23 protein-coding genes are annotated in these 24509 nt (G+C 41.6%); 11 read left to right on the top strand and 12 right to left on the bottom strand.

The window, feature by feature from the left end; translation table 11 throughout:
* Window position 1 precedes the first annotated feature (1 nt).
* Genes M0C34_RS07920 through M0C34_RS07875 form a run of 10 tightly spaced genes read left to right on the top strand, consistent with a single transcriptional unit; the run spans window position 2 to window position 11982 of the window.
* Window positions 2–1945 carry an alpha-ketoacid dehydrogenase subunit alpha/beta gene (locus tag M0C34_RS07920; RefSeq protein ID WP_248715092.1) on the top strand — a complete coding sequence of 648 codons (1944 nt, stop codon included), beginning with the start codon at window positions 2–4 and terminating at the stop codon, window positions 1943–1945.
* The gene (locus M0C34_RS07915) at window positions 1946–3052 is read left to right on the top strand and encodes a biotin/lipoyl-containing protein (RefSeq protein ID WP_248715091.1); all 1107 of its coding nucleotides are present in this window, start codon (window positions 1946–1948) and stop codon (window positions 3050–3052) included. It begins immediately after the preceding gene.
* Window positions 3052–4530 (top strand): hypothetical protein, encoded by a 1479-nt coding sequence (locus tag M0C34_RS07910; RefSeq protein ID WP_248715090.1) that lies wholly within the window; start codon window positions 3052–3054, stop codon window positions 4528–4530. Before M0C34_RS07915 ends, M0C34_RS07910 begins: the two co-directional genes overlap by 1 nt.
* The gene (locus tag M0C34_RS07905) at window positions 4527–5291 is read left to right on the top strand and encodes a class I SAM-dependent methyltransferase (protein WP_248715089.1); all 765 of its coding nucleotides are present in this window, start codon (window positions 4527–4529) and stop codon (window positions 5289–5291) included. Before M0C34_RS07910 ends, M0C34_RS07905 begins: the two co-directional genes overlap by 4 nt.
* 17 nt (window positions 5292–5308) lie before the next feature.
* Window positions 5309–6841 (top strand): CDP-glycerol glycerophosphotransferase family protein, encoded by a 1533-nt coding sequence (locus M0C34_RS07900; protein WP_248715088.1) that lies wholly within the window; start codon window positions 5309–5311, stop codon window positions 6839–6841.
* A gap of 1 nt (window position 6842) precedes the next feature.
* Window positions 6843–7373 carry an adenylyl-sulfate kinase gene (locus tag M0C34_RS07895; protein ID WP_248715087.1) on the top strand — a complete coding sequence of 177 codons (531 nt, stop codon included), beginning with the start codon at window positions 6843–6845 and terminating at the stop codon, window positions 7371–7373.
* Window positions 7363–9696: a PEP/pyruvate-binding domain-containing protein gene (locus M0C34_RS07890; protein WP_248715086.1), complete on the top strand. Its 2334-nt coding sequence runs from the start codon at window positions 7363–7365 to the stop codon at window positions 9694–9696. The genes M0C34_RS07895 and M0C34_RS07890 overlap by 11 nt, the downstream gene beginning before the upstream one ends.
* A gap of 32 nt (window positions 9697–9728) precedes the next feature.
* The gene (locus M0C34_RS07885) at window positions 9729–10310 is read left to right on the top strand and encodes a gamma-glutamyl-gamma-aminobutyrate hydrolase family protein (RefSeq protein WP_248715085.1); all 582 of its coding nucleotides are present in this window, start codon (window positions 9729–9731) and stop codon (window positions 10308–10310) included.
* Window positions 10292–11029 (top strand): phosphocholine cytidylyltransferase family protein, encoded by a 738-nt coding sequence (locus M0C34_RS07880; protein WP_248715084.1) that lies wholly within the window; start codon window positions 10292–10294, stop codon window positions 11027–11029. Before M0C34_RS07885 ends, M0C34_RS07880 begins: the two co-directional genes overlap by 19 nt.
* A complete protein-coding gene (locus M0C34_RS07875) occupies window positions 11029–11982 on the top strand; it encodes a glycosyltransferase (RefSeq protein WP_248715083.1) in 954 nt (317 codons plus the stop codon). The genes M0C34_RS07880 and M0C34_RS07875 overlap by 1 nt, the downstream gene beginning before the upstream one ends.
* Window positions 11983–12141: 159 nt before the next feature.
* Here the strand turns inward: M0C34_RS07875 and M0C34_RS07870 are convergent, their stop codons facing one another.
* The 6 genes from M0C34_RS07870 to pseI form a co-directional block, all read right to left on the bottom strand.
* Window positions 12142–12873, bottom strand: a complete 732-nt coding sequence (locus M0C34_RS07870) for an SDR family NAD(P)-dependent oxidoreductase (protein ID WP_248715082.1) — start codon at window positions 12871–12873, stop codon at window positions 12142–12144.
* On the bottom strand, window positions 12866–14074 hold the full coding sequence (locus M0C34_RS07865; protein ID WP_248715081.1) for an AMP-binding protein: 1209 nt from the start codon (window positions 14072–14074) through the stop codon (window positions 12866–12868). Before M0C34_RS07865 ends, M0C34_RS07870 begins: the two co-directional genes overlap by 8 nt.
* Window positions 14074–14325, bottom strand: coding sequence for an acyl carrier protein (locus M0C34_RS07860; RefSeq protein ID WP_248715080.1), 252 nt, complete (start codon window positions 14323–14325; stop codon window positions 14074–14076). Before M0C34_RS07860 ends, M0C34_RS07865 begins: the two co-directional genes overlap by 1 nt.
* Before the next feature lie 9 nt (window positions 14326–14334).
* Entirely contained in the window at window positions 14335–14925 is a 591-nt protein-coding gene (gene pseH / locus M0C34_RS07855; RefSeq protein ID WP_248715079.1) for a UDP-4-amino-4,6-dideoxy-N-acetyl-beta-L-altrosamine N-acetyltransferase, read from the bottom strand.
* Between the two features lie 93 nt (window positions 14926–15018).
* Window positions 15019–16014, bottom strand: coding sequence for a PseG/SpsG family protein (locus M0C34_RS07850; RefSeq protein ID WP_248715078.1), 996 nt, complete (start codon window positions 16012–16014; stop codon window positions 15019–15021).
* Window positions 16015–17067, bottom strand: a complete 1053-nt coding sequence (gene pseI / locus M0C34_RS07845) for a pseudaminic acid synthase (protein WP_248715077.1) — start codon at window positions 17065–17067, stop codon at window positions 16015–16017. It lies immediately after the preceding gene.
* A gap of 160 nt (window positions 17068–17227) precedes the next feature.
* Between pseI and M0C34_RS07840 the strand changes: the two genes are divergently transcribed.
* Entirely contained in the window at window positions 17228–17629 is a 402-nt protein-coding gene (locus M0C34_RS07840) for a hypothetical protein (protein ID WP_248715076.1), read from the top strand.
* Window positions 17630–17672: 43 nt separating this feature from the next.
* Here M0C34_RS07840 and M0C34_RS07835 read toward each other — a convergent pair whose 3' ends face one another.
* From M0C34_RS07835 to M0C34_RS07810, 6 genes are all read right to left on the bottom strand, one after another.
* Window positions 17673–20549, bottom strand: coding sequence for a motility associated factor glycosyltransferase family protein (locus M0C34_RS07835; RefSeq protein ID WP_248715075.1), 2877 nt, complete (start codon window positions 20547–20549; stop codon window positions 17673–17675).
* Window positions 20550–20575: 26 nt separating this feature from the next.
* On the bottom strand, window positions 20576–20890 hold the full coding sequence (locus tag M0C34_RS07830) for a hypothetical protein (protein ID WP_248715074.1): 315 nt from the start codon (window positions 20888–20890) through the stop codon (window positions 20576–20578).
* On the bottom strand, window positions 20891–21304 hold the full coding sequence (gene fliS, locus M0C34_RS07825) for a flagellar export chaperone FliS (protein ID WP_248715073.1): 414 nt from the start codon (window positions 21302–21304) through the stop codon (window positions 20891–20893). It abuts the gene before it with no gap.
* An 11-nt stretch (window positions 21305–21315) separates the two neighbouring features.
* Window positions 21316–22713: a flagellar filament capping protein FliD gene (gene fliD / locus M0C34_RS07820; protein WP_248715072.1), complete on the bottom strand. Its 1398-nt coding sequence runs from the start codon at window positions 22711–22713 to the stop codon at window positions 21316–21318.
* A gap of 21 nt (window positions 22714–22734) precedes the next feature.
* Window positions 22735–23157: a flagellar protein FlaG gene (locus tag M0C34_RS07815; protein WP_248715071.1), complete on the bottom strand. Its 423-nt coding sequence runs from the start codon at window positions 23155–23157 to the stop codon at window positions 22735–22737.
* A gap of 76 nt (window positions 23158–23233) precedes the next feature.
* Window positions 23234–24055, bottom strand: a complete 822-nt coding sequence (locus M0C34_RS07810; RefSeq protein WP_248715070.1) for a flagellin N-terminal helical domain-containing protein — start codon at window positions 24053–24055, stop codon at window positions 23234–23236.
* Window positions 24056–24509 lie beyond the last annotated feature (454 nt).

The following is a 24509-nucleotide window of genomic DNA, read 5'->3' as shown; positions in this document are numbered from 1 at the left end:
AATGAAACCACTAGAATGCGACAAACTTAAGCCTAACCTTGCTGACTTAACAACAGCCTTCAAACGCGCTCTACTTATTCGCCAGGCCGAGTATAGCCTGCTTGATTTGTATAAAGAGGGACTAATAAGTGGAACAATTCATACCTGTATTGGGCAAGAATTAATTGGTGCCATCATCGGGCAAACCTACCAAGAGGGAGATTACATTTTCTCCAACCATCGTGGTCACGGTCACTTCCTTGGCACATTCCCTGAGCAGCTATCTGCTTTTTTTGCCGAATTACTCGGCAAGGAAACGGGCTTATGTGGCGGCCATGGAGGCAGTCAACACTTGCACCATGATGGATTTACAAGCAATGGTATTCTCGGAGGAACAGCCCCGATTGCGCTAGGTACGGCCCTCGCTCAAAAACTCTCTAAGAAAGGAAAAACAATCGTATTCCTTGGTGATGGAGCCATGGGGGAAGGCGTAATATATGAAGCACTAAATATGGCCAGCCTGTATAAAGTGCCTTTATACATTGTTTGCGAAAAAAACCATATAGCTCAAACCACTGCCACTGATTTAACCACTGCAGGAAGCCTTCTCGACAGAGCTAAAGCATTTGGCATAAACACCTTCTCCAGCACAACCCTCAATCCTGAGGGGCTAGTTGAAAGTGTAAATCAAGCTATTGATACATTAAAACACGGCCCGGTATTTCACCTGATAGAAACCCAACGTTTGATGCCTCACTCAAAATCTGATGACACTCGATCACCGGATAGCATCAAACAAATGTGGCTTAATGATCCCTTAGATAAATGGCATTTTTCTTTTTCTGATAGTGAACAGCTAAAACAAAAAGAACAAGTTCAGTCTCTTATACAAGAAGCAATAAAGCAGGCTTCATCAGCGGATCACGCAACGCGTTTTCCTCCCGTGTATACACCTGCGAGCTCAATGCTAGAGCAAACGGCTGAATTATCAGAGCAACCCTTGGTAGAGCGGATCAATCAGGCGCTACACACTCAACTCAAAAACCCCTTATCAATGGTATTTGGTGAAGATGTTTTAGACCCATACGGCGGCGCATTTAAAGTATCGAGAAACCTCTCTGAAAAATACCCGTCACAGGTATTGAGTACTCCGATAAGCGAAGCTGCCATTGCCGGTATGGGAATAGGTCTCGCATTAGCAGGACGGCGGCCAATTGCTGAGATCATGTTCGGTGATTTCCTAGGTTTATGTTTTGACCAACTGTTTAATCATGCCAGTAAAATTCCAAGTATGTTTAATGGCAAGGTCAGCATTCCGCTGATTATACGCACCACCTCTGGTGGTGGCAGAGCTTATGGCGCAACACATAGCCAAGCTGTTGAAGGTTTACTACTAAACAAACCAAACATTCAGAGTATTTCCTGCCATCCCTATTTAAGTACAAAACAGCTTGAGGACAGTTTTGCTTCAGTTGAAAGCACCACTATCATTTACGAACCTAAATTGGCCTATCAATCTAAAGCCTCGAGTATTAAAGGGCACAAACTATTTACCGTTGGAGCACCATGGCCCGATTTATTCGTTCAGCCAATGATGCCCGCTTACCTCACACTGATTTGTTACGGCCCAACGCTTGACCTTAGCTTAAAAGCCGCTCAAGAGTTGCTTTTCAAATATGAGCTTCCCGTAGAAGTTATTTCATTATGCAGACTTGATACGCCGAACTGGGAGCTAATCGAGCGTTCAGTACAACATACAGAAAAGGTGTTAATCGTTGAAGAGTCTCACTCAGCTGATGGTTTAGGTTATTCGATCATTAACCACTTACATCAGCATAACCAAGAAATACAAGGGCGAACACTATGCGCCCACTTTTCACCTTTATCAGCAGCCCCTCAAATTGAGTCTCAACAGCTAGTGAGCTCATCAGATGTCATTAACTGTATTGTTAATTGGAGCCAATAGATGTCGATCACTTATATTCACGCCCCTCAAGAATCGGCCAATGATAGCGAAGTAAAGCTTGTAGAATGGCTAATTGAAGACAATTGCGAAATTGTTGAAGGCCAAATTTGTTTAAGCTTAGAGGGCAGTAAAAGTATTTTTGATGTTGAAGCTCCCACCACGGGAATATTGAAGCAACTGGAGTCTATCGGCAGTCAAGTGCAAGTGGGAGAGCCCATCGCGCTTATTTACCAACAAGGTGATGAACAACAGGTACAAACACTACTCGCATCGCTATCCACTAAAACAGAAACCGAGATACCGGAAAACTTCACTGAGCCTGCTTATGCTCTAGCCCAAAAACATGAATTGGTTGACTATTTTAGCCAACAAGAATTTGTTAACAGTAATATGGTTCAACACCATGTAGACCATAAGTTAATCAAGGCTCTAAGCGATAGAGAAAGTTCGCTAACGCCGGCGGTAAATGGAAGAACCCTCTTAATTGGCGCAGGAAAAGCTGCATACCAAGTCATGGCCGTGCTATCCAAAGACCCAAACACCGAAGTCATCGGTTTTATCGATGATACGCAAGAGAAGCAAGGGCTAACACATCTAGGCTTACCCATTTTAGGTACCATCAACGATTTAGAAGAAGTACTTACGAATCAATCGATTGACTCGATCCTTTGTAGTGCAGGTAACCAGCAGCTAAGAAGACGAAGTATAGAATTAGCCCTTAAATATAAGCTCACAATGGCGAACGCTATCCACCCTAGTGCCGTATTAGACCCTGGGGTATCTATCGCCGGGGGTAACTACATAGGGCCGCTTTGCTTCATTGGTGCTGATGCCAAAATTGGTGTGGGTAACTTCATTAGCTCTAACAACGTCATCGAACATCATTGCCAAGTTGGCTCATGCAATACAACAGGACCTAGCGTATCTCTGTCTGGTGCGGTAAAAATAGCTAACTTTAGTACTTTCGGCTCAGGAATAATTATACAGCCCTCAATAACACTGGGTAACCACGTTAATCTTGCTTCTGGCGCAATCATTACTAAAGATATCGCCGACTACCAGAGTGTTAAAATTCGTTCGAATTTAAATATTCGAGGCAGTCACTAATGAAGTTTATCATTCTAGGTACTGGTAGCTTTGCTCAAAAGCTCTACGCTACTTTTACTGATTACTCATTAAACGTAACTGCATTTATCGATGAATTTGCGGTTGGTGAGCTACAAGGGCTTCCAATTTATAAAGCGAGTGAGATACCACCAGCATTTCACCAACAAGAACACTTTTTCTTCATTGCTATTTCACACCCCGAATATGCAAAAGCAGCAAAACAACGGCTATTAAAACAGGGATTAACTGGTGAATGCATTTACCAGATAGATGACGACTCAAGTAATATTCTAATCTCTTCGCTATTGGAACAGTCAACGAACAAATTTTGCAGTAGCCTAAAGCAAGCAAAAGGCGACTTTGTCCAAGTTGAAAACATGTTCTCACAAAGCGCTATTCCAACTGATGAGATTAGCTTCCGCCTTTTTAATCGCGCTACGGGTTTTCTAAAGCATTTGGGTCATTTGCCGGCTAGCCTCGCACAAAAACATAACAGTCACCTGCTGTGTGATGAAAATATTGCTGGGTATGAGGTTCGGTTATGTAGCCAACAAAGAGCCATGCAAACACCGGCTAAATTAGTCGTTACTTCGCAACTGCTACCTTGCTCTCCGAAAGAAACCCCGAAGCTCACAATGGTGCATGCTATTTATGACTCGGCGATGTATAGAGACAGCTTGATTAGTAACCTCAAACAAGCTGAACAGCACTTCATTGCCGTCGCGTCTAAAGCCAGTATGAAACAATTTAAAAGTATTGTTGAAGAGCATCAGCTTAACAACGTTACCTTGCTCGCTGCTGGCTATCCCAAGTTAGACCTAGCCATTGATAACTACCAAGAAAAAAGTAACTCTGAGCGTATAACTTTACTTTATGCCCCGACACAAAGTTACACTCAATCTGAAGAATGCAAACATTTATATAGCATAAATTTCGCTCAACACATTATGAATGAGTTATTAGCCTTAGGTGAGCAATATCAAGTTGTTTTTCGCCCACATCCAGAAGATTTATCTTTAGCAAACGCCAATGCCCCAGGGCAAGCCTGTGAAATATTTCAATGGTTATTAGCACTGGAAAATTCAGAGCCCCGTTTTCAAATAGACAGAGGCAATCAAAATGAAAGTTTTGCAAACGCTAATATTATGTTGAGTGATAGTTCTTCTAGTGCTTACAGCTTTGCATTTACTAGCTTGAAGCCCGTACTCTTTTTATCTTTCAACGAGCATGAATTATCTAACAGTGCTTTAAAAAACGACTACTTTAACGATAGACAAAAAATAGGCTTTATTAACCAAAAAATTGAAAACTTGGCCCTCGACGTACACCGCTTGCTTGAACAAAAAGATGCCTTCAAATCGCGTATTCAACAACTACGACATAGTCAAATTTTTAACCTAGGACACTCCCAAGAATATTTGCGCTCACAAGTAACGAGCATACTAAACACAAAAACAATTCAAAAGGAAACTTTATGAAACATGGAGATTTCAGTCAACTAGCGGAAGCTTACGACCAATATAGACCAGATTATTCCCCTAACGTGCTAGAGGCAGTGTTGGGTTTGTTGGACAGGGACATTTCCGAATGCAACTTTGCAGACGTTGGCGCAGGGACCGGGATATGGACCAGAATGCTAGCTGCAATGAATCCCAAATTGGTGAATGCTATTGAGCCAAATGAAGAAATGCGAAGTCATGGAAGTGCGCATTCAGTTGCAAATATTGAGTGGAGAGATGGTAGTGGTGAACACACAAATTTAGCAGACCAAAGTGTTGATTTGGTATCAATGGCCTCTTCTTTCCATTGGGTCGATTTTGAAAAAGGAACCGAAGAGTTTCATCGCATCTTAAAACCAAACGGTCTTTTTGTCGCGCTGTGGAATCCTCGTTTTATCGATAACAATCCAATTCTAAAAGATATAGAAAACTATTTATATGTACTTGAACCTAATATGAAAAGGGTCTCCTCTGGTTCTTCAGGTATGACATCGACCATTTTCGATAAGTTAACAGAGAGTCCTCTGTTTGATAACGTACTCTACCTAGAAGGGCGACATAAGAAACATTTCACTACCGAGCAATACATCGGTGTATGGGAATCGGTAAATGACATTCAAGTTCAACTCGGCAAAGAGAAATTCGGCCTATTTTTAGATTTTATAAAGGAAAAAATAGGCAATAAAGGGATCATTGCAGAATACAAGACAAGAGCCTGGGTTTCTCGCAAAAAAAGCTAATTAATATTGGGATAGATATGGAAACAATACCTACATACATCGTTGGTGCTGGAAGCTTTGCAGCCAAACTAGCCAGCATTCTCCAACAGTATAAAATCGAATATATATTTGTAGATGAATATGCTAAATCACCGATAAACAGCAGGCCTGTTGTTAAAGCTGAGGCGCTAACATCAAGCAATGGATTATTCCTCGTCGCCATATCTATCCCTCAATATGCAAAAGCCGCTGAAGAACGGTTACTTGAGCAAGGAGTTGCACAAAAACAAATTTTACAATTGAACTACGATTCTGCAGTCGTGACTCTGGCATCGATGCTCACGATCAATAAAGACAAAGCATTAACGGAGCTTTATTCACCACATCTATCATTTGCTGATTTCGAACAGCGTTTTTTTGTGAAAAATCGGGTTAAATCAAGCAGTGATAGCAAGCAGTTCAGCATTGGATTTAATTTCTTAGGACGTGGTGGCGGCTTTAGAAAACATGCGGGACAACTAAGAGAAACCCTCGCAGTTAACCATAACATTGCGACTTTTAGCGATGAGATGTGTTTTTCAGGCGATCAGCCTGAAAGCTATAACATATACAGCCAAGAAAGAATGCTGAATTCAAATTGGGCCGATCTTACAGTAACAACGAATTTTTACCCCTGCTCACCTCCTTCAACCACCAAGCTCACCTTAATGCATATGATTTATGACTTTCTTCTATTTTCAGAGGAAACTTCTCAAGGTATGCGTCAAGCAGAAAATCACTATATTTACATGCCCTCTAAACCTTGTATGGAACTACACAAGAGAATTTGTTTTGAAAAAAAATTGAACAACAATATAGTGCTAATTCCTGGTGGCTATATTCGACAGGATGACAATCAACAGCGTTATAACGAAATCGCTTTAAAGCATCCAGAGCCAGAATGCATTGTATATGCTCCAACTTTATCTTCACTATTAACAGCACAGCAAACCAAATATAGTTATTCGATATTACATGCCGAGGAATTTTTACGAGACATTCTACGTACATTTCCTGACAGAAAAATTATTTTTAGACCTCATCCGGAAGATTTAGACTTAGTCGAGTCAGGCATTAAAACTCAACGAGCCAAAGCGTTCAGACGTATTCTTTCTTTTTGCAAAGAGCACCCTATGTGTTCAATTGATGATAAAAGAACTGACTATATAGAGACATTTGCGAAAAGCATCATGATGATTACAGATACATCTGCAATAGCCTATTCCTTCGCCTTAACTACAGGCCGTCCTGTAATTTTCTTTTCTCCAAACCAGACCAAATTGCAAGAAGCCCTACCAAATGTTTTGTATATAAGAGACAGAGAGCACTTTGGGGTCTGCGTTGAAACAACTCAACAATTGATTTCTGCGGTCAAAAAAATTCTTGATGGAAAAGTTAGCTGTAATACCGACTTTGTAAATCAAGTAGTATTTAATAGAGGCTGCGCCGAAAAGTACTTAGTAGATAATCTGGATTACATCCTTACAAACAAAAAACACCCCGACTGGTGGTACTTACAAGAGAACCTATAGTATGAAAGGACGTGTCATTTGGATCACTGGCTTACCTGGTGCCGGAAAAACAACACTAGCAAACCAACTAGTCAGTCTATTGCAACCTTATCATCCGGTATTGTTAGACGGAGATAGCTTGCGCGCAGCATTAAACGATCAAGATTATAGCGCACAGGGACGAAAGAAATTGTCTTTACAGTACGCAGGTTTAGCCAACATGCTGGCAGAACAGGGCCACCTAGTCGTTGTATCGGTTGTGGCAATGTATCACGAGGTTCACCTTTGGAATCGTGAAAATAATAAACTTTATACGGAAGTACTACTTAAGCCCTCACAGAGAACCTTGTCACATAGAAATAAAAAGGGCTTATATCAACCTGGCGGTGCATTTGAGTCATTAGATTCAGCAAAAAACGAGTTGGCGATTGAGTACCCGTTACACCCAGATTATATTTTTGACAGTGGCAATACACACCCTCAAGATTTGGCTAAAAAATTGCTTGATAGTATAACTTTAAAATCTCAAGGAAAAATTGGCCATGCTGGATAGCTCAAATCAATGTCAGTTTACCTTTTCAAATAAAGGTCAAACTCTGCTTTCTCTAAAAGAAGCTAAACTGAATGCTATAGTTTTGGATGGCGTGTTGATGAGTTATTCGCAAGTGTCACACGCTACCGAAGCTGACTTTAACCAAATTTTTGTCCAATTATCCAACAATAACTTAATTGTAAGAAGTAGTTGCTCACAAGAAGATTCTAACCAGCAATCTAATGCAGGAAAATTTGAGAGTATTAAGAACGTTACGAATGCTCAAGAACTCATCGAAGCTGTAACTAAAGTTTTCAACAGTTACCGCCCTCACTTAAGCAATGCTGAGCAAGTATTAATTCAGCCTCAATTACAATCTGTTATTAGTTGTGGGGTTGCATTTAGTTGTGTGCCTGCTACTGGAGCGCCATATGTTGTTATTAGTGAATCCGAGGATGGCCATACTGATACAGTGACTGCTGGCGAGAGTAATAACTTTAGTACTCATTACTTAGCTTCGCGCGATACAGCTTGCCTTCGGCACAAATTGATTTGGGATTTATTGGCCGATTTAAAACTTATCTACCCTCAGACAGAATTAGATATTGAATTTGCTTTTACTGAAGGCGAAGCAGCTCCTGTTTTATTACAAGTTAGGCCGCTTATTGTTGCCCAACAAGCAGACACTACCCAAGTAAAGCAAGCGCTGAGTGACATAGAAACCAAACTAAAAGGCCTGTTCAAACCTCACCCTTACCTTAGTGGTAAACAAACAGTGTTAGGGGTAATGCCAGACTGGAACCCAGCAGAAATAATAGGTTTAAGACCAAAGCCCTTAGCAATGAGCCTTTACAAAGACCTCGTCACCGACAGCACTTGGGCCTATCAACGAAACAATTACGGTTATAAAAACCTAAGAAGTTTTCCACTTATGATAGATTTACATGGCTTGCCTTACATTGATGTAAGAACAAGCTTTAACTCTTTCATACCCAACGACTTGCCTCCTGCCTTGGCGGACAAATTGGTAGACTATTACCTCGATAAGCTAGTCGCTAACCCCAGTTTTCATGACAAAGTTGAGTTCGATATTGTGTTGTCTTGTTACAGCCTTGATATTGAAACGCGCTTAAACAGCTTTCGTGAAGCCGGCTTCACTGAACTTGAATGCCACACGTTAACATCTAGTTTAAGAAATTTAACCAATCGTATTATCGATCCACGTTCTGGCTTATGGATCCAAGATCTACATCGAATAGAAAAGCTAAAGCAACGTCAAAAAATTGTTAGTCAGCAAATTGACGAACCAGAGCAACAAATATATTGGTTACTAGAAGACTGTAAGCGCTATGGCACACTCCCCTTTGCCGGTTTAGCAAGGGCGGGGTTTATTGCGGTGCAATTACTTCAGTCATTAATTAATGAAGGAATTATCAACGAAGAGCAATATCAACTTTACCTCGAGTCACTGCAAACTGTTAGTGGCCAACTAGCTAACGATTTCCACTCTTTAGACAAAAATATTTTCTTACAAAAATATGGTCACTTAAGACCCGGCACATATGATATTTGTTCGCCAAGGTATGATTCTGAGCCAGACCTATATTTTAGCTGGACACAACAACCTTCTGAACCTAAGGCTTCCCCTCGCTTTAGCCTAGACTTACAGCAATATAACAAACTAAACAAGCTACTTGAGCAGCACTGCTTGAATCACAGTGTTGATTCATTTCTACACTTTATAGGCTCCGCCATCGAAGGGCGTGAATTAGCCAAGTTTGTTTTTAGTAAATCTCTCAGTGATGCAATTGAGAAAATAGCTAAACTAGGTGAGGTTCATGGATTCAGCCGAGATGATATGGCATTTGCAGATATCAACGTAATTCGCAACTTTAGTGGCTGCGCTGATAACCCCAAGAAGGCGCTTCAGCAATCAATTGATAGTGGGAAACAAAAGCAAGCACTTGCTCAACAAATACACTTACCCGCATTAATTTGCCACTTAGATGATATCTATAATTTTAAGTTACTAGCTAGTGAGCCCAACTTTATTACCCAAGGAGTGGTAAGTGCGGAAGTCACCTCTACAAAGAACCAACAAGACTTAGAAGGAAAAATCGTGTGTATACCTAGTGCTGATCCAGGTTTTGACTGGTTATTTGCCAAAGGTATTGCAGGATTAATTACTGAGTTTGGTGGTTGTAACTCCCATATGGCAATTCGCGCGAATGAACTGGGATTACCCGCTATCATTGGTGCAGGCCAGCAGCTTTATCACAACTGGTCTAAAGCTAAACGCTTACATATAGACTGCAGCAATAAAAAAGTGACCCTACAAGCATGACGCCGGTACTTGTATCACTAGGGCGCCATACTATGCAATATCAAGAGGCCCACGATAGCCTTGATGAACGCTGGAATCTATTACTCATGCGTGCAGGGATTTTACCTATTCTGGTAGCAAATCATACTGAGACAGCCAGCGCATTATGGCAAACACTAAAGCCTGCGGGTGTGATATTAACCGGTGGAGGTGAGTTTAGTCTTCGCGACAATGATGTAAGAAGTCGCACCGAAGAACAATTAGTTGAACTAGCTAAACAACACAACAAACCATTGCTCGGTATATGTAGGGGCATGCAAGTCTTACAACAGTTAAATGGAGAGAAACTCATTAAACTAGAGGGACACGTTGACCCTAATCAGGAAGTTTTAGTAAATGGGTGCTCAATTCCCCTTAATAGCTACCACAATTACGGTGCTAAACAGGTTGAAATGCCCTTTAAAGCCTGGGCAATTAGTCATGATGGGGTTATTAAAGCAATTGAAAGTAGAGAGGCCAAGCAAATTGGAATTATGTGGCATCCGGAGCGAATAGAACCCTTCAGCTCGCGAAACATAGAATTTCTAAATCGACTATTTGTAAAACAGGAGTATCCATGCGCGCACTTATACTAGCTTCTGGGCGAGGCTCTCGTTTAGGTGAACTCACAGCTAAACAACCCAAGTGTTTTACCCCTGTGGCCCAAAAACGGCTTGTTGAATGGCAAAAGCTGGCATTAAGCGGTGCCGGAATCAACCAATTAGCCGTGACTACAGGCTATTTTTCAGACAGCTTTAAGCCGCTCTTCGAGAAGCGTTTCCACAACCCACTTTGGGCAAGTAGTAACATGGTCTACTCTATGCTGCAGGCCAAAAATTACATTGCGGAGGAAAGCTGTATTATCAGTTATTCTGATATAGTTTATTCAGCCGATGCGGTTAAACGCCTGCAAAGTTGTCATGATGACATTGCTATAGCCTATGATCCTAAATGGCTTAGTCAGTGGCAAGCCCGTTACGAAAATCCATTAGATGACGCAGAAAGCTTTTCAATGCAGCAGGGCTACCTAACTGACATTGGTCGCAAGGTTAATAATCTGGACGAAATCAACGGGCAATATATGGGGCTACTGAAGTTTACCGTTAATGGCTGGCAGCAGGTTCTCAATTATTTAAATCAACTAAGCCATGAACAACTGGCTAAACTTGATATGACCTCATTGCTTCAGGGATTAATAAAAGCGGGCCACTCTATCGCGGCTGTAGCCATCGCGGATGAATGGTTTGAGGTTGACACTCTAGAAGACCTGCTAGTTGCAGAGCAACAGGTAGCCAATTTTTCATGGAATCAATAATGAAGCCGTTAATTAGTGTTGCGGTTAGTTGCTACCAATTTGAAGACTATATTGAGCAATGCCTACGAAGTGTACTAGACCAAACATGCTCAGTACCCTTTGAAGTGATTGTTGTTGATGATTGCTCAAAAGATAACTCTCGCAACATTATAGAAAAATTGTGCAGTGAGTACCCTAACAAATTGACCGCCATTTTAAGTGATACTAACTACGGTTCTGATACCACTAAACAAATAGCTATCAGCAACTGCAGCGGTGACTTCATCGCGTTTCTAGATGGTGACGACTTTGCCTACCCAGAAAAATTAGAAACACAATACCAATATCTACAAGACAATACCGACTGCGTACTTTGTTACCATGATATGGCACTTGTTGATGCTAACAGCCAATCGCTGGGCAACAGTTTTGCTGAACAGTTTTATAATCAACACCTTGTTCCAAGCAAAGCGGCAATGCAACATCTAGTAGAGTTAGGTAGTTTTTTGGTGTCGAGTAGCCAAATGTTTGTTAACAGTAGAGTGCACCCTTGTGTACTACCGGCAGATGTTAAAATAATTCAAGACTTTTACTACCATATCCATAACTCACAGTATGGTTTTTTGGGTCGAATAGATAAGGTGCTGGGGGCCTATAGACAGCACAGTGCTAGCTATACAGGGCTAACTCACAATAACTCCGCCAGAAGGTGGCAAACGCTTGCTGATATATTGTACGCCTGTGACTATGCACAAAATCTTGGGCTTGACTCGCAAAGCGTAAGAAAAGGCAAGAGTCACTATTATTTCGCCGCATCGATATATTTTTTAAAAAGACGGGCTTACTCTGATTTCCAAAAAGCGCTAGAGATGAGCCAATCCTACTCATCTCCCTTTAATGAAAAACATAAACGTCTACTCGAGCTCATTGATCAGCCCCAAGCAGCTTATGCGTTCATTACTAGTGAGTCGTAACTTCAATCTTATATAGGCTGCTTTAGACAAGCTGCGGGGACATGTTCCGACCTAGGTGACAATACCAAGAGTCCAAACTATCTGGCTCAACCAGATAGCCCGGAAAATTGCGAAATGCTGCTGATATTTAGCAATAAAGCAGCCAAAACATCGACAAGATTACGCCGTGCTTCCGGCATCAACAGTAATGGTCGTGCCAGTAACAGCACTGGCTTCTAAACTGAGTAAATAACATACCGCTGAAGCGGCTTGCTGTGGGCTCGCGAGGCTTTTCAAGGGCGTTCGACGGCGTATTTTTTCTAACTTATCTCCTTCCAGCTTTTCTGTCATCTGGGTTTCTAAAAAGCCTGGAGCAACACAATTCACAGTGATGTTCGCTTTGCCCAACTCTCTGGCAAGCGATCCCGTAAATCCTTGTAACGCCGCTTTAGATGCAGCATAAACACTGAGCCCATTAAAGCCGGTAGTGGCTATAATTGACGAGATATTGACAACCCTACCCAACTGGTTAAGTAGCATCGGTCTAACCAAGTATTTAGTCATCATTATTGGCGATTGAATATTAAGTCGCATCACTTGTTCTATTTGACTATCGTGCATTGTCGCCAATACCCCATCATGGCCAATCGCGGCATTGTTAACGAGGGCATAAGGACGGCCAAATTGTTTTACGATATCTCGACACAATTGAGGGATCTTATCTAAATCAGCTAAGTCACACTGTAGCCAATCTAGCTGTTGAGGATAGTGATTAGCTAGCTCGATGAACCCATCACTATGTTGACGCGATAAGCCAAGCACCCGATAGCCATGCTTCAACAAAGACTCACTGATAGCTAAGCCAAGGCCTTGACTTGCTCCACTTACTACTACCAATTTAGTACTATTCATTTCTTTTTACTTTACCTGTCAATGCTACATCAATGCTATCTAGCCAGCGGAAAAACATCGGTATTTGATAGCGTTGTAAAATACGATTACAGTGTTCCAGTATTTGCTTCTGGGCTAGTTTAGGATCTTTCTCGGTGGACACAATATCAGCAGCAACCAGTTGTCCCATGATAGGATTTGACTTAGGGTAAACCCTTGCATGAAGTACTTGAGGGCATTGGTGTAGCACACTTTCAATATATTCAGGATACACTTTGTTGCCACCGACATTGATTAAGCCGCTACGGCGTCCTTGAAAGTAGACTCTACCTTCTTTAACCGTCACTTTATCACCGGTATTGATATAGTCTTTTTCAACAGTAACTTTTAATAACAAACAATCATCACTATCAATGCTTAACATTGGAAATCGTTTAGAATTATTAAGCCAACTTAGCGGAAACCCAGCTAATCCGTCGGACACAGCAAACCCAACACCAAGCTCAGATGCGGCAAAAATATGAGACACTTTGGCTTTAGGGAAAAGGCTATTTATTTGGTCTAACAAAGTTTGCTCGGCAATTTCACCGCCGATGCTAACAAACTGTGGCTGTAAACATTCAATGCCTTTAGCCATCATCAAGCGCCGATAAATTGATGGTGTTGCAGATAGAGCGTTAACCCCATTACTTAGCATAATATTTAAAGATGTTTGGGGGTTTACACTTACGGCGTCAACCAGTTTTGCTCCACTTAGCAGACTTTGCAAAATAACTTGTATGCCAGCAAATCGAGTCGCTTGATAAAGCAGACCCCAACATAAACAAGCTTGCAACTCTCCGGTCACCACTGCTCTGCATAACTGTTGCGATGTATGTGGGTTCCAGCTTGGTATACCGGTGGTGCCTGAACTGGCAAACCACCAGCTGGTTTTCTCCCAGTTATCACCTTTTATATCAGCATCAATTCGGCGTAAAACCTCATCGGTATCTACCCCATCAGGTAATAACACCAAATGTTCTACGTAACCATCGAAAGCCAGTAACTCGGTGACAAATTGGAGCATATTTGTAAAACGAACAACAGCATAATGACGCCCCGAGTTAGTTTTGCGCAATACACGTGCCGAGCTAATTAAACTGTCAAAGCTCACATCGTGCTCAACACTAAGCGCGACCTTATCAGTAAAACCGCTTATTGCCTGTTCAAGATTCGCCCACATTACTTATCAGCACTTCGCTGGTAGATAGAGAGGAACTCACCAAAAGTACGGGGATAAACAGCCATTTCCATTTCACTAAATGGGTCAAGGCCTAGCTCTTCTTCTAACTGAGCGACTAACAATGCAAAACCTAATGAGTCCAAACCGCTTTCCAATAACACAGTTTGATTCTCAATATTCTCGATTAACGTGCAGCCACAAAGTTGAGCCGCACTTTCGAAGCACTCGCGAATACGTTGTTCTAAATTCAAAATCATTCCTTATAAAATAAAGCGAATATTCTTTGCAGCTTCTGTAATCTGCTTTGGCAGTTTAGCCAGCACTCTTTCTCGCTGTTGCTGCCACCTTAAAACGGGATACCTATAATCGTGAAGCAAGGGCTTACTACCTGATTTTACGCCATCGATATTACTGCTAGCTTTAAGCTGATACTCAAATAAATCTCGAAGTTTTAACACCGAAGGATTGGTAGACAATACCTCTGCTTTCAATTGGTCTATAGAGTGTTTTATGTAATTGGCACTATAGTCCAACGCGGCTATCTCTAATAATAATCCAGAGCCTGGCCACACATCGGTCTCGCCGAGGTAACATCCCCACTCTAGTATCCCCGGCTCGACTATATCAAAATTAAGTACACCGATAGGCCTGCCGTCTTGATAGAAAATAAAATAATCGCAGTTTTCCTGCTCAGATAAGCCGGCAAACCAAGCTTGATGATTTTCAAATGAGATAAGCTCGCTATTTCTCATCATGTTACGCACACGATCTTGATTACGCCAACCAAGCACCAATTCTAATTGGCTAGACTCTAAAAGGCTAAACGTCGTTTGGGGGTAATGCTTACTCACAAATAAAATTCCGTGGTTATCTTAATTGATATCATACCTTTTTTTGCAGGCTATATAGAAACCGCCAGATAAAATATGAATCAGTTTTAGCCGCTAGACCTGCCTTATATCACCATTGCTTTGAGTGATGCTTTCCATTGCAGAAATAACCCGTTCTGCGCCATAAACATCAACCATTTTTAATGCAAGATCATGCCGTTGAGATAAGTCGCTGGCTAACAGATAGGTAAGCTGTTCAACGAGCTTTTGCTGTGCTGAACATCCTCTAGCATCGAAAGCACAACACCAGCCTGAAGCTTCTGCCTCGCGAGATGCCTTAACTTGGTTATCGGCAACAATGGCAAATACTGAAGGAACCCCTTGGCTAGCGAGTTCAAATATTGTTGACCCCGCAGCAGCTATTGCAAATTGGGCTTTGCCCATTAAACTCGCCATTTCCTTGGCGCCCAGATTTTGATGTAGCGTAACCTTGGCAAGCTTAGGGCTATTTAGATCGATAGTCATCGCATCGGTTACTACCAAGTGAATATCGCTTAGGCCTTGATTGCTCAGAGCTTCAACTGCATCCAAACTTAAATTCGCTACATCGGCACCACCAAAACTGACTAATACTATGTCTCGTTTTGGATAACTCAAAAAGCCTTGTTGAAACTCAGAGCGCAGCAAAACATAGCGCACACCTAAGAGTAATGTGGCGCGGGGGAAGGTGTTGCTATAAAAATCCTTGAAGTCTTTTCCGCTAGGGCTAACCACAAGATGGCTATCTAAAGGATAAGCTTGTTGTAAATCGTCTATGTGTGCCAACCGGTTTGCAATGCGGTTAAATATTCCACATTGCTGCTGGGAAAAATGATAACCGTCTACAAACAACCAGTCCGGTTTATTGATTAGTGATTGATTTAGCAGTTGCTTATCACCATCGATATAAGTGAGCTCAATACCTGGCGGTAAGTTCACCGCTAAACGGCTAGTGGTGAACAGCTTAACCTTCCACTCTCTTGCAACAGCCGCTTTGGCTAAGGCAGACATTCTCACCAAATGACCAAAACCGATGTTTGAGCTAGCATCAAGCCTAATCCATAGTTCCATCTAGGAAAACAGCTCCCAACTTAGCGGGGTACCTTTATCTAAATCTCTACTCGCCTTGCGACCCAGTACCGTCTCCCAGTATTTAGGCGGCATGCCTAGGCCTGGCCTAACAATTTTCAAATTGTTAGGTGTAAATAATTCACCGGCTTTGATGTTACAGCTGACATAGATAGAACGGCGGTACATCTTCGATTTTTCTTCAGCCTCGGTACCTCCATAACGCACCTCTCCCAATGCTAACTTGGCATTGTTGCATTCAATGACCAAGCTAGTGAGCTCAGCAGGCTCAAGTGAAAAAGCAGCATCTACTCCGCCGGCGTTACGATCTAGTACGAAGTGTTTTTCAATGACACTCGCGCCCATGACCATACTGGCAACACTCACGCCTATGCCCAAGGTATGATCAGACAGGCCCACTAAACAATCGAAGCTTTGCTGCATGTGCGCAATGGTGGCTAAGTTGGTATTTTGGGCCGAAGCGGGATAAGTACTGGTGCACTTAAGCAAAATAATTTGCTGATTACCTTGCGCGCGAATAGTGCGTACCGCTTCATCTATCTCGGCTAAACTGGCCATTCCAGTTGACAAAATAATTGGCTTACCTGTTTTTGCGATATATTCAATTAAAGGTAAATCGTTGTTTTCAAAGGATGCAACCTTGTAGCAAGGTACATTAAGACCTTCTAGCATATCCACCGCTTCTTTATCGAAAGGGGAACTAAAAGCAATCAACCCTAAAGACTTTGCGTAACTAAATAAGGCTTCGTGCCATTCATAGGGAGTGGCGGCTTCGGCATATAATGAGTGTAAATTTTTCCCCTGCCACAAATTGCTACTATCGCGAATAACAAAACCTTCTTTATCTGTATCCAAGGTCATACTATCAGCGGTATAACTTTGCAATTTAATCGCATCTACCCCAGCTTCGGCTGCTTGTTTTATCATTTCTTTGGCGATTGAAAAATCTCGCTGATGATTACCCGATAGTTCAGCAATAATAAAAGGCTTATCGTTACTGGATATCGTTTTCCCAGCAATAGTAATTACTTGCATTGTTAAAATCTTGCGAAGGTTGCTTTGCTAAGACACTAGCAAGAACTACACCTAAAAAACATCGTTTTTTTGACGAAACTCGAGAGTGGCGTTAATCTTGCTTTTTAATTGGCTAAGCTTCGGTTAAGGTTAAATTAAATTTCTATAGAGGGCCTATAAAATGGATACAAAAGAGTTCACCGAATTAATGAAAAACTCTGCTCAAGATGCAGTGTTATTTTCTCAAGAAGCCTTTCAAGTTGAATTAGATTTTAGTATCAGTAGTGTCAATAGTATTGACCAAATGATTCAGCAATTAAGCTTACAAGCTCTCGATAACAAAGCGCTATTTACTTATTCTTATATGTTAGGTGGATATTTAGGAGAGGTTTACATTAAAACTTATTCTGGACATTGGCTTTATGAGGAAGAAACTGAAGATGAGCCACCACAAACCTTCGTGGTAAATGGTGAAAACACCTTCGCTTTTCCCAGCAAAGTTTACCATGCATTAATTGGGACTGAAGATGTTAGTTTTACCGAGTACTTTAAAAAAATAAGTGAAAGTACCCTAGAGCAATAAAATCAGGGTTGTTGTCTTAAATCACCAACAACAACCCATTTTTTTAGCTGGTTTTCGCTTGTCGATCCCAAGACGCTTTTTGGCTTGTTACATCCCATTCATCTGCGCGATTAAGTGTGTACTCTTTAGCTTCTTCAACATATTCACGCCAGATCTGCTTCCCTTGCTCAAACCTTTCAATACAGATATCTTCATCTTCTGACGAAAATGCCAATCGAGTTAAATAGGTTAAACTAAAAGAAGCACTGCCACGTAACAGGGCAAAAAATAGCGAGTGTTTATTGGCCGAGCTTCTTTGAACAAACAATAGCTGGTTATTTAGTAACGCTAACACCTCTTGCCAATTGTGTTGTTTTTCGTCTAATTGTTTTAGCAATGCTTGGCAATCATCAGCAAACGCTTGCGGCTGATACTGCTGTTTGAAAGCAGAGTAGAGCTTCGACGTATCAATGGTATACGCGTCACTCTTAAGCTTGGTTTTTAACTCACTTTTATCGACCACTTTATTAGCGATCACATCATCGCCATTTAATGGCTGGGTTCCACCAATATAAGCCCCATCACTGCAATTGAAGACATCAGCATCAGGATACTCTGCAATGGTTTCTTCCATCACTTCACGGGCAAATCTAAATTCAAACTTAGTGTTCACCCACTCTTGAAAGTTGCCTTGTACTCTTAGGCCAGTACCATGTTTGGCGTAATTATAAAGCTCTTTACCGGTTTTCTCATGAAAATACGCCGAATGTTTACTGTGGTGTTGAGTCGGGTCTTTAAATCCTAAGTCAATGCCAAACAGGTAGATCTGCTTAAATCCAAGCTTTAAGGCATAAGCTAAAGCACTGTTAGACACTGTCGGGTAAGAATACAAAATATCTTCAAACAGATTAGTCTCGGGTACAGAGTCTTGATACATCAACGTGGCGGCTTCGCCACGTTTGAAACAAATTAATGCATCATTAAATAGTGCCGTAACATCAGGGTGAACACCGTTCACACTCATTAAATCGATACTTTTGACCCATTCAGGATCATTAACTTGCTCAATCCACTCTACCGTGGCACGTGTTTGTTCCACTTCGGCGTGAAAATCTGGCTTAATACCAAGCTTATGTAGTGTTTTTAGACAAGTGCCACAAGAAATAATAATTGCATGACCTTGGTGTCGTCTAATATGCTCAATGCTAGCGTCAAGTGAAGGTCCGTTGCCCACAATAAACAGTGGTGTGTCGGCCAGTAGCTTAGTGATCTCTGGCGTTTTACGCTTTAATAAATGGTGATGACCTCGGCGAAACGCTTCATTAGTGTGGGATATATTAAACATTGCATGATCGAAGTATTCACCTATGTTCATCAATACGCGAAACTGCTCTCGAGTACTACGGATAGCGGTATCCATTACCTTATGAAAGTAACTCACATAGAAGAAGGTATAAGATAAAATATTAATACCTTGCTGTTGCAACTTAGTATGTAAGTCACTAAACATGTTACTGCCATCATCACCGATATTAAGGTAAATATGCTGCTCGTTTTCTTCAACGCGATGTAATACAGCCTGCCAATCTATCAGGTACATAGACGCCATAAAATAGTCGATATTAGGCTCGTACAAAATAAAATAGTCGATGTCATGAGATAACAACAAGTGCTCTATTTGATAGCCTGCACCACAACCATACATGATAAATGAGGGTAAGCGCTGCGGAAGCTTGGTTCTTGACTCTGTGGGCAAACTACTGACCAGCTCCTTTAATTCGTCAGAGCGCTTATAGTGAATATAGGGGCTAGGCTTTCTCAGCCCTTTACGCGCATCAAGCGCTTCCAACTTTGGATTAGATGAATAATGTTCGAAATAGTTTTGGCTTTCCTGTTTAGGGCTTTTACTAAATAAACACACACCATAGTCACTATCAAACAAATTCACTTCACCATTAGGCATTAGCAGCAACTGCCAGCGCTGTTGTTGGTAAGATAAACTTTGGGCGTAAATGTCCGGCATATGTTCAGCAAAGGCCAGCAAGTTATTTTGTTGGCGTTGCAGCAAAGTATCGTGAATAGCAGCCAATTGTTGCGAACTAAAAGACGAGCCCATAAAGTGATTCATCGAATAACAACATTCATAATCTCGATCTTCATCTTCACTACGCCATTGAATTTTATCAATATTTTCAAAGCTCAGGCTACGCGTAGCAAAGCCCCACTCTAGCGCATTAAAGGGAATATAGTTGTAATGTTTAAATAGAAAGAAATGACTCTCAGCGGTTTGTTGTTGCCACTCTTTAACCGAATGCAGCATCTGCTGGCCAGTTTCGCCGATAATAAAGGTTAATTTACAATCTTGATTCTGCAGATAATTGACAATGTTAAGCCATTGAGCACTATACAAAGAGACGGCTAACAAGTCCCATTCAGGCTCAATTAACAAAACATGTTTCCAGACTTTCATCTGTAGCAACTGCTCAATATGCAGCCCTAAGCCGCAGCCTAAAATCATTAAACTGTCTGACTCTGAACTAATACCTGTATATTGTTCTTCTAGGCCAGGGTAGCGCTGCTCAATGGTCATTAAGCTATGTTCATTAGGCTCAATGCAACTGTTCATGGTTTCACTATTCACTAATAAACCGCGTTGCTGGAAATCACTCAACTGCTGGTTAACTTGTACGTTGGGTACGACATCGTAAAGCGCACGACCTTTATGAACATTCACAATGTTTAGGTGCTTTTTACGGGTAATAAACGGCGAATAATGTGCAGGCGGATGGCGGTGAAGTTTTTCGGCCAGCTCTTGTGAATAAACCGAGATAGCGTTCAAATTGATTTGAAATTTACGCTTAATGATGGGAGTAACAGTGGCTTCAATGGTTTGTTGCTCATTAGTATCAGAGCTAATTTGAAAATCGATATTTCTCAGCATAGTATTCCCAGAAATTGTCTGGCTAATTAATAGCCGTAGGCTTTTTTAACTTTTTCACTCCGGCGTATCGCGCCTAACTTACCAGACACTTCACTACGTCCCTGAATACAAAATTGCTGAATTTTTTGCATTCTTTCTACATGCAATTTAATGATTGCCTGCTGACTAGGATTTAATGTATTCACAGTGGAGAATAAAAGTTCGAATAGTTGTTGGTGTTGCTTCAGCAGTGAGTCTAAAGACTCACTGGAAGGCTGGTCTACTGCAAGCTCTTGTTCAACGCTAGCCAAACAGTGTTGAGCTTGTTCAACCACAGAATCAAAAGTTTCTGCTGGCTGCATTTACTCGCCACGCATTTGATAGGCTTTCTGCTTATCAGCTTCTGGTATTTGATCCCAGGCAGACTTAATCGGTAACATTAGATCGATAACTTCGCCGACAATCACAGCATCATTAGCGATAGACGCTTCAGATAAACGTTCCAACATAAATGAATACAGATCAGCCAGATTAACCGCAATATCTCCACCGCGGTCGAAGTCCAATGTGTTTTTCAAAGAAGTGATAATAGACGTGGCTTTAGCTAAGGGTTTTCCCTTATTTTGAAAATCAGAACGCTCAATACACCCTTTGGCTACCGCTAAATTTTCTAGAGCGGTTTGCATTAAAATTTGCGTAATTCGGTGAGGATCAGCGGTTGCAACCTGATCTTTAACACCCACTTGACGATACTGATTAATACCTTTCTGATACATGCTCTATTCCACTAACCCAATTGCCCCATAATATAGGACATTTGGCTATTTAAACTACCCATGGTGACATCAAATGCGGTGTATTTAGATCTTAAAGTCGATTCATAAGAGGTCATACGCTCCTCAAAATCTAGCATTTGATGTTCCAGATCCCTTTTTTGACTCTTAACTGAGTCTTCACGTGTGGCTAATACCCCACCCGTTTGTTCGTAACTTTTTACGGTAGCTAAAAAGCTCTCAGCTACACCACCTTCCATTGCAAAAAGCTCGCCAACGCCGTCTAAGTTGTTATTAATGGCTTCTTTAAATTCTGATTCGTTCAATGTTAATAAGCCATCAGCGTCCATTTCAATGCCTATACCATATAAGGTACGCATACCGGGCGCTGCATCATCATAACCATTGGTCGACAAGCCGCCTAAACTATAGCGTAAGGTTCTAAACATGGGGTCGCCACTTAACTCTTTGCGGCCACTGTTATCATCCCCCTCTTGTACCGAGGTTGCTTTGGTATGTTTATCGATCTCTTGAATCACATTATTATAAGCGTCAATAAATGCCTTAATATTTTCAACCGACTTCTCTTCACTCGGTTGTATATCTACAGTAACTGCACTGGTCGTCAATTTATTGACATCAATAGATACCCCAGAAATTACATTATTAAAGTTATTGGTTGAACTAGTCGCTTCTATATTATCGATAGTAATCTTGGCTGAAGATGCATCGGTCACATCCATTTTCCCGCCAACATTGGTAAAGTTATCTAGCTCAGCATTAGCGCCAGTGTTGGTCACTTGTAAGGTATTTCCGTCCCCGGTTTCGTTTGAGGTCATTGATAGGCGAATTTCTGAACCGGTATCTATCAAGTTGACCGACACACCGAAGTTGTCGTCTTGGCTGTTAATTTGCTCACGTAATTCTTTTAGCGTGGTGCCCGCAGTGACATCAACAACCATTGATTCTCCACTAGACGTACTAAAGGTTAATTGGCCGTCAGTTGTCGCGATAACATCATCTTCTGAACTATAAAGTGGTGTTCCGCCATTACTAGCAGCGTCAATAGAGGTCAATGCGGAGCCTTGCGCTAAGGCTTGTACTTCAATAGCGTAGTTACCATTAGTCGCATTATCAGCGAGATCAACAGAAAACGATTCGCTACCTGCGGCTTCATTAGTGGTGGCTGTTCGAGGGAAAAAGGTATCTTGGCTTTGTGCTTTTTCAAGTATGCTACGAAATGCACTAAGTTTAGATTTGATGCTGCCGACAGCGGAAAGGGTCACCTCGAGGGTGGTTTTGGTTTCTTCAAAGCGTGCGTCTTTACCTGCTCGCTCTGCACTCAGAGTCACTTCGATTAGGGCTTCTAGATCTAAGCCACTACCAATACCTGCCGCTGTAATTCCTGTCATAACATCTTACCCACATATATTTTATACCAATTGATCAACAAACAAGCCGGTTGTTTCGCCAATGGCGTCTTGAAATTTTTGCAGCCGCTCTTCCAACTGACGATACTCTTCTGTAGGGATCTCGCGAATCAGCTCATCAGTACTTCGATTCAGTACCGAAGTAAAGAACTGCCCATCTCGCTCGTCAACTACAAATTTCACGTCTCTATCTTGGACCTCGAGTAACTGATTGATTGAAGCAACCACATCTTCTACTTGTTCACGGTCATCCGACTGACGTTTTTCCTGGTCGGCCTGTTGTTGAGCCTTAGCTTGCTGTTGTTCTTTTTGAAGCGATATCTGTGCCACTTCCATTTTATCGGCAGCACTAACCTCTGGCTCTCGACTTTGCGTTAAGCCCACGGTTGCCGCCGACGTGGATACTAAACCAACATTACTATCCATATTACAGACTCCTTAAATAAAGCAAGCCACACCTAGAGTATAAGTGTGGCTGCGTCTTTCTTCACTAATTTTACTATTAAACTAAAGCTAACGCAGCCTGTGGGCGTTGATTAGCTTGAGCCAAAATAGAAGTACTAGTTTGCTGTAAGATTTGAGCTTTAGTTAAATCAGCCGTTTCTTTAGCGAAATCAGTATCTTTGATTCGAGAACGCGCACCAGAAATATTTTCTGAGATGTTAGACAAGTTTCGAATTGTAGATTGGAAACGGTTTTGAACCGCACCAAGCTCAGCTCGCTCAGAATCAACCAGTTTAATTGCTGAATCCAGTAAAGCCATTGCAGCACTTGCACCAGCAACACTAGAAACAGACAGACTTGCTAAACCTAAGCCTGACGCTCCCCAACCACCTGAACGAGAGATGTTTACACTGATATTTTGTCCAGCGTTCGCTCCCACTAGGAATGCAGCAGAGTAACCGCCATCAAGTAGATTAACACCACCAAATTGGGTAGTTGTCGCTACTCGGCTCATTTCAAGTTTAAGTTGAGAAACCTCAGCTTGAAGTGCAGTTCGGTCGCTTGAATTATTGATACCATCTTGAGATTGAACCGCTAACACGCGCATACGTTGCATCATGTTAGTTAACTCGTCCATTGCACCTTCAGCAGTTTGCGCTACTGAGATACCATCTTGAGCGTTCATCACCGCGCGGTCAAGACCTTGGATTTGCGATGTCATACGGTTAGAGATTTGTAGACCAGCAGCATCGTCTTTCGCACTGTTAATACGGAAACCAGAACTTAAACGTTGGTATGCGGTGTCTAGTGTATTGCCAGAGCTTGCTAGCTGGCGTTGTGCGTTCAATGACGACACATTGGTGTTGACAACTAATGCCATATTTTGAGCCTCCTAAGAAATTGTTCATCCTGATTGAACTTGAGTCAGGACGACCAAAACCATTTTTAGTTGTTGAACCCCTGATTTATGAACCGTAAACCAAGACAACGTTTAAATGGACCAAAGTTTTATTAACTTCATATCTGTTAGCGGCAAGGGAAGAAGAAGCTTTAGGAAAAAAATGGAAAAAAGCGGAAAAAATTTGCCGCCTATACGGCAACACCTTATATCACGGGCTTTCACGGCAAAAAATATATCGTAAAAGGCACAATTGAAGTTGATAATAAGGCCAAAAAGGAAAATTTATATTTATTTACGCCAAGTTCTTGTCAGTAAAACTTGGCATAAGCTTTGCTTTATTATTGTGGCAGTCTGAACCACTGCGAAAAAAAGGCCAAGTGAGTATGCATCACTTGACCGTATCGCTCGAAACGATAGGAGATTGAGAGCGAAA

The organism is Agarivorans sp. TSD2052 (assembly GCF_023238625.1).
Classification (GTDB): Bacteria; Pseudomonadota; Gammaproteobacteria; order Enterobacterales; family Celerinatantimonadaceae; genus Agarivorans.
This window is presented reverse-complemented; position numbering and strand designations above follow the sequence as displayed.